At 60.2% G+C, this 12,500-nt stretch carries 9 protein-coding genes and 2 rRNA genes (2 of these 11 only partly in view); 7 read left to right on the top strand and 4 right to left on the bottom strand.

The genetic code is table 11. The features are described from left to right. A protein-coding gene (pdxA, locus tag RA302_RS02790; RefSeq protein WP_166501722.1) for a 4-hydroxythreonine-4-phosphate dehydrogenase PdxA crosses the window boundary here: on the bottom strand, nt 1-1,625 show its 5' portion. It extends 616 nt beyond the left edge of the window; the window shows 1,625 of its 2,241 coding nt (coding positions 1-1,625); the start codon lies at nt 1,623-1,625; its stop codon lies beyond the left edge, outside the window. 212 nt (nt 1,626-1,837) lie between these two features. On the opposite strand from pdxA, the gene RA302_RS02785 reads away from it, so the two are divergent. Genes RA302_RS02785 through RA302_RS02755 form a run of 7 tightly spaced genes read left to right on the top strand, consistent with a single transcriptional unit; the run spans nt 1,838 to nt 8,826 of the window. Next, nucleotides 1,838-3,415: an ABC transporter substrate-binding protein gene (locus RA302_RS02785; protein WP_338479293.1), complete on the top strand. Its 1,578-nt coding sequence runs from the start codon at nt 1,838-1,840 to the stop codon at nt 3,413-3,415. Nucleotides 3,416-3,419: 4 nt separating this feature from the next. Continuing rightward, nucleotides 3,420-4,424 (top strand): ABC transporter permease, encoded by a 1,005-nt coding sequence (locus RA302_RS02780; protein ID WP_007732496.1) that lies wholly within the window; start codon nt 3,420-3,422, stop codon nt 4,422-4,424. After that, nucleotides 4,424-5,371, top strand: a complete 948-nt coding sequence (locus RA302_RS02775) for an ABC transporter permease (protein ID WP_019746660.1) — start codon at nt 4,424-4,426, stop codon at nt 5,369-5,371. Before RA302_RS02780 ends, RA302_RS02775 begins: the two co-directional genes overlap by 1 nt. A gap of 3 nt (nt 5,372-5,374) precedes the next feature. Continuing rightward, nucleotides 5,375-6,208, top strand: a complete 834-nt coding sequence (locus RA302_RS02770) for an ABC transporter ATP-binding protein (protein ID WP_053062092.1) — start codon at nt 5,375-5,377, stop codon at nt 6,206-6,208. Continuing rightward, nucleotides 6,205-7,071 (top strand): dipeptide/oligopeptide/nickel ABC transporter ATP-binding protein, encoded by an 867-nt coding sequence (locus tag RA302_RS02765; RefSeq protein ID WP_134999912.1) that lies wholly within the window; start codon nt 6,205-6,207, stop codon nt 7,069-7,071. The genes RA302_RS02770 and RA302_RS02765 overlap by 4 nt, the downstream gene beginning before the upstream one ends. Continuing rightward, the gene (locus RA302_RS02760; protein ID WP_134999913.1) at nt 7,071-8,030 is read left to right on the top strand and encodes an aldo/keto reductase; all 960 of its coding nucleotides are present in this window, start codon (nt 7,071-7,073) and stop codon (nt 8,028-8,030) included. The genes RA302_RS02765 and RA302_RS02760 overlap by 1 nt, the downstream gene beginning before the upstream one ends. 34 nt (nt 8,031-8,064) lie before the next feature. After that, nucleotides 8,065-8,826, top strand: coding sequence for an aldolase/citrate lyase family protein (locus RA302_RS02755; RefSeq protein WP_019746656.1), 762 nt, complete (start codon nt 8,065-8,067; stop codon nt 8,824-8,826). Nucleotides 8,827-8,889: 63 nt separating this feature from the next. Here RA302_RS02755 and RA302_RS02750 read toward each other — a convergent pair whose 3' ends face one another. From RA302_RS02750 to RA302_RS02740, 3 genes are all read right to left on the bottom strand, one after another. Beyond that, entirely contained in the window at nt 8,890-10,314 is a 1,425-nt protein-coding gene (locus RA302_RS02750) for an aldehyde dehydrogenase family protein (RefSeq protein WP_007732506.1), read from the bottom strand. Between the two features lie 405 nt (nt 10,315-10,719). Then, a 5S ribosomal RNA gene (gene rrf / locus RA302_RS02745) occupies nt 10,720-10,836 on the bottom strand. 159 nt (nt 10,837-10,995) lie between these two features. Further along, nucleotides 10,996-12,500: ribosomal RNA gene (locus tag RA302_RS02740) — 23S ribosomal RNA — on the bottom strand (it continues 1,630 nt past the right edge of the window).

The raw sequence follows: 12,500 nt of genomic DNA, 5'->3' as shown, positions 1-12,500 counted from the left end.
GCATGCAGCGCTTCCTTGTTCAGCGGCGCCGTGCAGATCGACTGGACTTCACCGCGTACGGCGAGTTCGCTTGCGACGCGGATATATTGATAGGCCGCATCCCCCGCGACTGCCGACAGTTCACCCCAGGCGAGATCCTCGGGTAGCAAGTCCAGGTCGATGACGTTGATCCGTCCATCGATGAATTCAGCATCCTTGATCTCCTCGATCGCGACCACGTCGACGTCGATTCCGAGCACCGTGGCAGCCAATCGCAAACGCTTCGCGTCGCCGACAACAACAGGGCGGCAACGCTTTCTCGTTTCGGCGTCGAGGAGTGCGGGGACGATCACTTCCGGTCCGACGCCGGCGCCGTCGCCCATCGTGACAGCAATCAGCGGCAGTGGAGTGGATTCGATTGACATGGGATTAACCTCGTTGTCTGAAGGTGGACTGTCCGGAGCGTCGACCGGGATGGGGCGCGCGAGAAACTTCGTTATAGAGAAAAGACTGTGTGCATTCCCGAAACTGCCTGGCCGCGTGACGATGTACCGTCCGGTGTGGTCGACGGAAAGTACGGCGCCGTGTTCAATTTCGTAAATCGGTGACAAAGTGTCGATCCGCAGGCGGTCGAGAACGCTGCGCGCGGTTTCGCCACCGGTAAGAACCAAGTCGATCGGGTACTCGCCGTGGGAGAATCCTGCATCGACGGCAGCGATCAGATCGGCGAGAGCCGAAACGAGATGGACGGATTCTGCAGGCACGACAGGTCCACTTACCGAAACCACGACGTCTCCGCGATCCAGTGCGTTCAGAATCGGAAGCGGATCGACCGAATGCGCCAGGAGTTCAGCACTGTTCACTTCGATATGGTGCGCACCTGAATCCCGAAGCAATTCCACTTGGTCCCCGGCAGACGCATCCGCCGTCCCCACAACCACCAAAGTAGATCGAGAATCACGAAGAGATGGACGCACGACGGGTGACTGCACGGTTCGTCGTCGTGCCACTGCCGTCGCGAGCGCCGAGGTTCCTACCAATCGAGAACCCCGAACCTCCTGTGCTGCAGCCACAATCAGTTCCAGATCACTGTCGGTCTCGACGTCGCAGATCGCCACCGACCCGGCTTCTGAGATCGACGCAAGAACCTGGCTCAACCGCCCGGAGCGAATGTCGTCCAGCGATACGCCAGAAGTAATTGCCGACGAGCCGAGCGCCTCCGCAATCGACCGAGGAGCCGGCTTCGACTCCGCGCGCCACAGGTCGGTGGCGTGCAACGCAACCCCATCGACCAACACCACCCCGCCTTGCACCGTGCGCCCTTGCCTGGGCAGTCCGGCGGCGACGATGACCGGGGATCCGTCGCGGGAGAGTTCTCCAACCTCCGCCGCTATGTTGCCCCTGAGCAGGGAATCGATCTTCTTGACGATCTCGGAGCCGTCAGACGATTGCAGAACTGATCTCACGTCACGAGAGGCTCTGGCGGGGTCGGATCGCCGTGAGTGCAGATCGAAAACCGTCACTCCTGATCCGTCGGGCGCACCTGGGCCGAGTCGAAGCGATATGCCCGAACTGCGGAGCAGAAATCCTGCGGCCGACTCCGCGGCTCCGGAAAGATCATCAGCGATGATTACCAGTGGTTTCATCGAATTCCTCGACCCCCTTTCGGTCTGAATCGAGTATGCACAGCATCGCAATCGATGCGCGAAGTACGCAATCGAAGTTACGGGACTTGCGCGAAGTGCGCAACAGTGCCATTGTGAGCTGAGTTACAAGCGAGAGCCCGACGCGATTGTTCACCAACAGTCCGCTCGGAGCGTCGCCCCCACGCTGACCCGTCAGGATCGAAAGGTCACCGATGACCAATACTCGTTTGCGAACACCACAGCTCTCCCGGCGATCCTTTCTGCAGTTCACCGGGCTGATCGGTGGCGCAACGCTTCTGGGCACGACTGCCGCGTGCGCCGGCCCTACCGGGAAGCCGACCCAGGACACCCTGGTGCTCGGGCTCAACCGTTCGCTCGTCAGCCTCGACAACAAACTCAATCAATTCGACGCAGCAGTCACGGCTCAACGTGGCGTCAGACAAGGTCTCACCCGGATCGGCGACAATCTGACACCGGAACTCGTTCTCGCTGACAGGTTCGAATCGACCGGCGCGACCGAGTGGACGGTTCGACTCCGCGAGGGCATCCGTTACTCCGACGGCACACCTGTGCTGATCGACGACGTCACGACGGCAATGCAGATGTACCAGCAGGTCAGCGGATCGTTTGTCGCACCGCAGTTCCCCGAGTGGCCGACGGTCGTCCCCATCGACGATCGCACCTTCATCCTTCGGACGAATTCCCCGGTGCCGGTTCTGGACTCGCTCATGTCCAACATCTTGATCACCCCGGCCGCTGCGAACGAACCCAACGAACTGCAGAGCGGAATCGGGTCGGGACCGTTCGTCGTCAGCGAATCGAACCGGGGCACCGGTGATTACACACTTGTCGCCAATGACAACTACTGGGGCCCGGCCCCTGGCGTTCGTCGTGTTCAGGTCCGCTTCATTCCCGAAGAGGCCGGCCGCGTCGTCGCACTTCGGAGCGGCGAGGTCGACGTCATCGACTCGATCAGTCCCGATTCCGCCGAACAACTCGCCGACCTGCCTGGTGTCCAGGTGGACACAGTGCCGAGCACACGCATCAACCAACTGTTCTTCAACTTCCGCAAGCCCGCCGATCACCCACTGTCCAATCCGCGTGTCCGAGAAGCTCTCACGTATGCCATCGACGGTGAGTCACTCGCTCGGGACGTGCTGATCGGATCCGCAGTCCCGGCCACCGGCCCCGCACCGTCGACCTTGGACGGAGCCGTGAAAACCGGTACTTACCAATATGATCCACGGAAAGCGCGGCAAATGCTCGAGGCCGAAGGCGCCGACGACCTCGAACTCACCTTCATCTGGGAAACCGGAGAGTTCACCAACGACGTCTCGGTGATGGAATCGGTACTCGAAATGATGAAGGCCGTGGGAGTACGCGTCAAACTCCAGCAGTTCGAACCGGGCGGTGACATCTCGTCCTGGCGCCAGGGCAAGACCGGCGACTGGGATGTGCTGGGCAACGGCTACGGCAACCAGACCGGACTTGCACTGACCACGTTGCAGGGGATGTACGCCGGCACAGCGGAGAAGGAAGCAACTCGCGACACCTATCACGGGTACGTCTTCCCCGAAATCACCGCGAAGATCCAAGCCGCATCCAGTGAACCAGACCCGACCAAGCGCGCCGCTCTACTCGACGCCGCACAACAAGACATCTGGAACACCTGGCCTTGCCTGTGGAGCTTCGTACCCAACGCACTCCTTGCGAAACGCACTCGTGTACAAAATGTTTCACTGACCCCGATCAACTCCTACGACCTCGGCGCCGTCCGATTGGAGGCCTGAGGCGATGACTCTCACCGCTCCGAAACCGCAAACCGCTCTCGGAATCTCTCCGCGTCGGCGCACAAGGATCAACCCGACCGTCAAATACGTGCTCAAACGCTTGGCACAGAGTGCCTTGACGATCTTCCTCACGCTCACAACAGTGTTCGTCCTGATCCGAATGGCTCCCGGCGATCCTGCCTACGCCTTGGCCGGACCGCTGGCCAGCACGGAGGATCTAGCACAAATCCGTGCTGACATGGGCTTGGACAAGTCGGTGTTCTCTCAATACCTGATCTACCTGTGGGACCTCGTCCATCTGAATCTCGGCACGTCGTACTCGTTCCAGGCGCCGGCCATGGACGTTGTCCTCGGCCGTCTCCCGTACACCATCACCCTTGCCGTCAGCTCCATTCTGTTGACCGCCGTGCTCTCGATTCCGCTGGGCGTGTGGATGGCCCGTCACGCGGACACCCGACGCGAACTCGGTGCGAACGTCGTAGCCGTCGGCGGGCAGTCCATGCCGGAGTTCTGGAGCGGCCTGATGCTGGTGACGATCTTCGCGGTCTTGATCCCAGTACTCCCGGCAGCCGGTTTCACCACATGGCCGTCGTTGATCCTGCCTACCGTCACCATCGCCATCCTTCAGATCGCGTTGATCTCCCGGATGGTTCGACGCGAAATGGTCTCGGCCTTCGCTTCTCCGTACATCACGGTCGCACGTTCTCGCGGAGTATCCGAACGCGAACTCACCTGGCGATATGCGATGCGTAATTCTGCGATTCCGATCGTCACCGCGCTGGGCACCAGATTTGCCGGAATGCTGAACGGCGTCGTGGTGGTCGAAGTCGTGTTCGCCTGGCCTGGTGTCGGCTCGCTGGTGGTCCGCGCACTCGAGACTCGCGACTACCCGCTCATCCAGGCCACCGTGCTTGTCACTGCGGTTCTCGCCGTGCTCGTGCAACTGGCAGTGGACCTCCTCTACCCCCTCCTGGATCCACGCGTGCGACTCGGAAAGGGCGCCAACTGATGACTACCGTCTTGGAACCTCCAACAACTCCACGCGCCAGCGCGGTCACCGAGGCAGACTTCGCACGCGCCGGAGCCACGCGCCGTAAGCGAGACAGCCGAGTCAAGATCTGGGCCGGCTCGATCTGCGCGCTCCTGGTGATTCTTCCTGTTGCATTGGCGGGACTACTCCCCCTTGCAGATCCGAACCAGACCAACCTGAGCAGTCGACGGCTACCGCCCCTCACCGACGGCCATCTGTTCGGCACCGATCAGTTGGGACGAGATCTCCTCTCACGGATCCTGCACGGCGGCCAGGTGTCTCTGACGATCGGTATTCTCGCCGTGATCGTCTCCGGGGTCATCGGCATAGTCGCCGGATCCGCCGCGGGGTACTTCGGCGGCTGGGTCGACACCGTCATCTCCCGACTACTCGAAGCACAGCTTTCTCTGCCTCTGCTGATGATGCTGCTTCTCGTCGTTGCGCTGTTCGGTCCGTCCATTCCCGTCATCACGTTTGTCATCGCGATCGCGCAGTGGCCCGAGGTCGCACGGTTGACTCGCTCATTGGTACTCGTCGAACGCGAAAAGCCTTACGTAGCTGCAGCTCGAGTCCTCGGACTTACTCGCATGGCAATTCTGCTTCGTCACGTCATTCCGAACATCGTCAAGCAGGCCTCGCTCGTCGTCCTGCTGCTGCTCGCGCAGGCCGTACTGCTGGAAAGTTCGTTGAGTTACCTCGGCGCCGGACCGCAACGTCCGTTCGCAACGTGGGGACGAATCATCGCCGACGGCCAGGACTACATCACCACGTCATGGTGGATCGTCACGTTGACCGGTCTGATGATCGTGCTACTGGTCGTCGGAGTGAACCTACTCGGCGACGGCCTGCGCGATCGTCCTGCAGGTTCGAAACGACTGGGCGCAAGCCTGTTCGGGCGTGGCAACGCCCAGAAAGCAAAGGCGTGAGACATGGGCAATCTACTACGGGTCGACGACCTCCAGATCGAACTTGTCACGGCGAATGGCGTCATCCGAGCCGTCGACGGGGTGTCCTTCTGCATCGACGCCGGTGAAACCGTCACCATCATCGGTGAATCCGGCTCCGGAAAGTCGACCACGGCCATGGGAATCCTCGGGCTGCTTCCGGACGATCTTGCCGTTCTTTCCGGGAAAGCCGTGTTCAAAGGCCAGGACATTCTCGGAAACACGAAGATCTTGAACGATATTCGTGGAAAACACATCGCCCTCATCCCCCAGGACCCGATGACGGCTCTGAGTCCCGTCCACACCATCGGCAGCCAACTTCGAGAAGCAGTGCGCCACAGCGGCGTGACCGCGAAGAAGCAACAAATCGAGCGGGCAGTGCAACTGCTCGAGCAGGTACGCATTCCGTATCCGGATCAGCAACTCGACAAGTACCCGCATCAACTGTCGGGTGGAATGCTGCAGCGCGTCCTCATCGCCGGAGCTCTTGCTGCCGGCCCCGAACTGATCGTGGCCGACGAACCCACCAGCGCATTGGACGTCACCGTTCAGGCCGGGATTCTGGATCTATTGCTCGAATTGCAGGAGCGCACCGGGATCGGAATGCTCGTCATCACCCACGACCTCGGAGTCGCCCGACTCGTATCCGATCGCATCTACGTGATGAAGGACGGACGTTTTGTCGAGACCGGTAACGCCGACGTTCTCGTCGACTCACCGCAAAGCGCCTACACACAAAAGCTTCTCGACGCCATACCGCACCTGGGGCCTTGGGATGGCGACCCCGCCCGTTCAACACAGATCGGAGCCTCGGCATGAACCCCCACGAAACGCCACTTCTCGCCGTCGAAGATCTCGTTGTCGAGTATCCGGTTCCCGACGGAGTTTTCCGAGCCGTGGATGCTGTGAGCTTCTCGGTGGAAAAGGGCAAGACCCTGGCCATCGTCGGCGAATCCGGATGTGGCAAGTCGACAATCGCTCGATCGATCGTCCGACTCCTCACACCGACCAGTGGACGCATTCTCGTCGACGGCAATGACATCGCGCATATGTCGGAGAAGTCACTGCGCCCCTTCCGCTCTCGCATTCAAATGGTGTTCCAAGATCCGTACGGATCGCTGGACCCCCATCTGACTGCCGAGGACATCATCGGAGAACCACTGCGCCTCAAAGGTGTTCGGAGCAAGTCTGAACGCGCCAAGGCAGCAGCAGAACTCGTCGATCGCGTTGGCCTACCCAGCTCGGCACTACACCGGCGTCCGGCGGAGTTCTCCGGTGGCCAACGTCAGCGCATCGGAATTGCCCGTGCACTTGCCAGCGGACCCGAGATCCTGGTCTGCGACGAAGCAACCAGCGCTCTCGACGTTTCGGTGCAAGCGCAGGTACTCGCGCTCCTACGTGAAATTCAGGCCGATACCGGTCTGACGTACGTTTTCATCTCACACAACTTGGGCGTCGTCCGAGAAATCAGCGAGACCGTAGTCGTGATGTCGAAAGGAACCATCGTCGAATCCGGTTCCACAGACACAGTTCTCGCCAGTCCGTGCGAGCCGTACACCCGCGCACTACGAGGCGCTGCTCTCGATCCCACCACCATGGTCGGCATCAAACCACGCCACGTGGTGGCAGCCCTGTCCAAGAACTTACTAGCCAAGCAGACCGAATCACGAGGAGTTGCCTGATGACCACCCCACTCGAGCTTCCGAAACTGGTGCTCGGCACTATGACCTTCGGAGATACGGTCGACATATCGGGTGCGGGATCGATGCTCGACGCAGCACTAGGCGCCGGTATCTCTCACATCGACACGGCCAACGGCTATGCGGGCGGTGAGTCCGAGCGCATGCTGGCAAAACTGCTCCACGGCCGACGCGATTCCGTCACTCTGGCCACCAAAGCAGGAATGCCACACCCCGATGCCGGTGACAACAGCCCACTCTCGGCAAAGGGACTCCGAGCAAGCATCGAAGGAAGTCTGCGCAGACTCGACTCGGACTACGTCGACCTGTTCTATCTCCATCAGCCGGACCGAACCGTCACGCTGACCGAAACTCTTACCACCGTCGCGGAACTGGTTGCCGAGGGCAAGATCCGCACACTCGGCGTATCCAACTTTGCCGCGTGGCAAATCAGTGAAATCAACTACACCGCAGACACAGTCGGTGCTCCGCGACCGATCGTCGCACAACAACTCTACAACTTGCTCGCGCGTCGCATCGAAGAAGAATACGCAGAATTCGCGGACGTGACCGGACTGACCACCATGGTCTACAACCCACTCGGTGGGGGCCTGCTCACCGGGCGCCACACCTTCGAGGAAAACCCCGTCGACGGCCGATTCGGCGACTCCCGTCTTGCGTCGATGTACAAGGAGCGATACTGGAACACACAGATCTTCGACGCCATTGCACAACTGACGGCGATCGCGGAACAGTCCGGCATCTCCCTGACCGAGCTTGCGTTGCGCTGGCTGGTCAGCAAGCCCGTCGCCGGATCGCTGCTCCTCGGAGGATCCAAAGTAACGCACCTCGAATCCAATATCGCGGCCATCGGGCGAGGTCCACTCGACGCCTCGACCGTCGAAGAGTGTGACCTCGTCGGTGCCGCCCTACGAGGCCCCATGCCCAACTACAACCGCTGAAACACCCGACCTTCATCAGGAAGAGTTCTTCACTATGTCAGCACAGGAATTCGCCGCACGTATCCGAGGACGCGAACGCATTCTCGGATACTGGTCCGTCATCGACAGTCCGGTCTCGACCGAATGGATTGCGCACGTCGGCTGGGACTACATTGCCCTCGACATGCAGCACGGCCTGATCGGCTATTCGGGGATGGTCGCCGGGCTCACCGCCATCGACTCGTCACCGTCCACTGTCGGGATGGTGCGCGTCGAGGCAAACAATCCGACGCCCATCGGCCGTGCACTCGACGCGGGCGCTGTGGGCGTCATCGTTCCGCTGATCAACAACGCCGAAGAGGCAGCGGCCGCCGTGGCAGCCGCCAAGTATCCGCCTTTCGGCATCCGCTCCTACGGACCCATGCGCTCTCAACTCCGTATCGGCCCAGTTCCCGCCGACGCGAACCGCGACACCGTTGTATTTGCGATGATCGAGACCCCACAGGGTCTGGCGAACGTCGAAGAGATCTGCGCAGTGCCCGGTTTGGACGGCGTGTACGTCGGGCCGTCCGACCTACGAATCGCCGTCGGCGGTAAGCACTCCAACGATCCGGACGTCGCCGAGGAATTCGAAGCAGCGCTCACCCGGGTGCGCGAAGCTGCCGCCGTCAGCGGAGTCGCTGCGGGAATCCACACACCTTCCGGTCAGGTTGCGGCACAACGGCTCGGGGAGGGCTACACGTTCGCGACCGTGGCCTCGGACCTGACACATCTGGCGAACATCTCGGCTCAGCATTTGGATGCCGCCAAGTCCTGATCCGGGTACAAAAATGGCGATGCTCCCGCACTTGGTACGGGAGCATCGCCATTCTCGAACAAACTATCGCTGAATCGCCTTGATCTCGAGGAACTCTTCGAGCCCGAACGTGCCGGCCTCGCGCCCGACGCCCGACTGCTTGTACCCACCGAACGGAGCATTCGTGTTGAAGGCGCCGCCGTTCACCTCGACCTGCCCGGCCCGCAGTTGCCGGGCGACGCGATCCGCGCGATCGGGGTCACCTGACCAAACGCCACCGGCCAGTCCGTACTCGGTGCCGTTGGCGATCCGCACTGCGTCGGCCTCGTCTTTGTAACCCATGATCGAGAGGACCGGTCCGAAGATCTCCTCGCGCGCAATGGTCATGTCTTCGGTCACGTTCGCGAACACCGTCGGCCCGACGAAATATCCACTGGCCAGACCGGTTTCGCGACCGTCGACAACCGCGGTGGCACCTTCCGACACACCCTTCTCGATGTATCCGCGAACGCGTCCCAGCTGATTCGCGTTCACCAGAGGACCAAGCACCGAAGTCGGCTGAGTCGGATCACCTACCGGGAAATGAGCGGCGACTGCAGCAGCAATTGCCGCTGCCTCATCCACCTTCTCCGCGGGAACCAACATACGCGTCAGCGCCGAACAGGTCTGGCCCGAATTGATGAAGCACTTTGCGACGCCATCCGTGACAGCCTTTTCGAGATCGGCGTCGTCGAGAATGACGTTCGCCGACTTGCCGCCCAGCTCGAGCGAGACCTTCTTGATGGTGTCCGCGGCAACGATGGCCACTCGCTTGCCTGCACGAGTCGATCCGGTGAAGGAGACCATGTCGACCTCAGGGTGGCCGGCGATGGCTTCACCCACTACCGGGCCGTAGCCACTCACCAGGTTGAATACACCTGCAGGCAAACCAATTTCGTCGAAGATGTCAGCGAGAGCGTACGTGATGAGTGGCGCAACCTCGGTCGGCTTGAGAACCACGGTGCAGCCCGCGGCGAGCGCACCGCCCACCTTCAAGACAACTTGGTGGAGCGGGAAGTTCCAGGGAGTGATGGCGCCGACAACACCCGCAGGTTCGCGAACAATCAGCGAATTCCCGACCTCGTGAGCGTCGAAATCATAAGTGCGAGCCAATTCGGCAAATGCATTCAAATTCGCGAGCGGCATTCCGATTTGTACGGGCTTCGCGAATCCGATCGGCATTCCCATATCCTGCGAAACAAGCGCCGCAAGATCATCGGTGCGTTCGGCAATTATCGCCGCGGCCTTGGAAAGATATTCGGCGCGCTCACCGCCGGATAGTGCAGACCAGGCAGGGAACGCCTTTCGTGCTGCCTTCGCGGCCGCGTCGACATCTTCGACAGTGCCTTCGGCGACAGTTCCTATCAGCTCTTCGGTAGCCGGATTGAGAACGTCGATCCGACCGCTGCCAGTGGATTCGATCCAGGCGCCATCAACATAGATTTTGGTGCGGTCGAGAATATCGGTCATCGAAGCCTCCGTAGTCATCACGCGTGCACAGGTGAGGTGGGCCCGATCACACGGGGCACCTCTTCCGAGCCTAGCCACGCTCGACGGGTTCCGTGGCGGGTTGGTATCGCGATTGGCGTTCGACTGACGAGACCTGTGGTGAGCGCGGGCTTTTCGCGGATCGTGTGAACGTATCGTTCCCCTCGCTGAAGAGGGTGAGAGTGTCGTTCGCTCGATCCCGGACGGGGTGGTGAGCCGGCCGTGCGCTTCTGCTCGTGATGGTGTGAACGGTACGTTGGGTCGATCTGAGGCGACGGACGTACCGTTCGCTCGATCCGGGGGGTGCCGGCGACGGGATGTTTCGGGGTGTTTTGGGTACGAGAAAGCCCCCCAACCAGTATTGGTTGGGGGGCTTCTCTACATTGTGTTCGGCGGTGTCCTACTCTCCCACACCCTGTCGAGTGCAGTACCATCGGCGCTGAAGGGCTTAGCTTCCGGGTTCGGAATGGGACCGGGCGTTTCCCCTTCGCTGTGACCGCCGTAACTCTATGAAACTGTCACAGTAACCAACTTCTGATCACCTGGTTTCACCGTGCACCAACCCGAACCCGTTACCGGGTGGATGGATGACGGAGAAAACAGAGTTTCTCATCAGTATCTGTGTGTTGTTTCAGATACCGCACAGTGGACGCGTAGCTTCTTTGTGGTAAGTCCTCGGCCTATTAGTACCAGTCACCTGCATGCATTACTGCACTTCCAGTTCTGGCCTATCAACCCGGTGGTCTGCCGGGGGCCTTACCCCCTCGAGGGGGTGAGAAACCTCATCTTGGAACAGGCTTCCCGCTTAGATGCTTTCAGCGGTTATCCCTTCCGAACGTAGCTAACCAGCGGTGCTCCTGGCGGAACAACTGGCACACCAGAGGTTCGTCCGTCCCGGTCCTCTCGTACTAGGGACAGCCTTCCTCAAGTTTCTAACGCGCGCGGCGGATAGAGACCGAACTGTCTCACGACGTTCTAAACCCAGCTCGCGTGCCGCTTTAATGGGCGAACAGCCCAACCCTTGGGACCTACTCCAGCCCCAGGATGCGACGAGCCGACATCGAGGTGCCAAACCATCCCGTCGATATGGACTCTTGGGGAAGATCAGCCTGTTATCCCCGGGGTACCTTTTATCCGTTGAGCGACACCGCTTCCACTTGCCGGTGCCGGATCACTAGTCCCGACTTTCGTCCCTGCTCGACCTGTCAGTCTCACAGTCAAGCTCCCTTGTGCACTTGCACTCGACACCTGATTGCCAACCAGGCTGAGGGAACCTTTGGGCGCCTCCGTTACATTTTGGGAGGCAACCGCCCCAGTTAAACTACCCACCAGGCACTGTCCCTGAACCAGATCATGGTCCGAGGTTAGAGGTCCAATTCGATCAGAGTGGTATTTCAACAACGACTCCACGATAACTGGCGTCACCGTTTCACAGTCTCCCACCTATCCTACACAAACCGAACCGAACACCAATACCAAGCTGTAGTGAAGGTCCCGGGGTCTTTTCGTCCTGCCGCGCGTAACGAGCATCTTTACTCGTAATGCAATTTCGCCGAGTCTACGGTTGAGACAGCTGAGAAGTCGTTACGCCATTCGTGCAGGTCGGAACTTACCCGACAAGGAATTTCGCTACCTTAGGATGGTTATAGTTACCACCGCCGTTTACTGGGGCTTAAATTCTCAGCTTCGCTCCCGAAGGAACTAACCGGTCCTCTTAACCTTCCAGCACCGGGCAGGCGTCAGTCCGTATACATCGTCTTACGACTTCGCACGGACCTGTGTTTTTAGTAAACAGTCGCTTCTCACTGGTCTCTGCGGCCCCACCCAGCTCAGACAGTAAATGTCGTCACCAGACAGGGCCCCCCTTCTCCCGAAGTTACGGGGGCATTTTGCCGAGTTCCTTAACCATAGTTATCTCGATCGCCTTAGTATTCTCTACCTGACCACCTGTGTCGGTTTGGGGTACGGGCCGTGTGAAAGCTCGCTAGAGGCTTTTCTCGGCAGCATAGGATCACTGAATTCGCCTCAATCGGCTACGCATCACGTCTCAGGCTATGTGTGACCCGGATTTGCCTAGGTCACGCCCTACACGCTTACACCAGTATTACCACTGACTGGCTCAGCTACCTTCCTGCGTCACCCCATCGCTTGGCTACTACCAGATCAGG

The organism is Rhodococcus sp. DN22, assembly GCF_036669995.1.
Taxonomy (GTDB): domain Bacteria; phylum Actinomycetota; class Actinomycetes; order Mycobacteriales; family Mycobacteriaceae; genus Rhodococcus_F; species Rhodococcus_F erythropolis.
The sequence above is the reverse complement of the archived record's forward strand: the minus strand, read 5'-3'. Positions and strand labels throughout refer to the sequence as shown.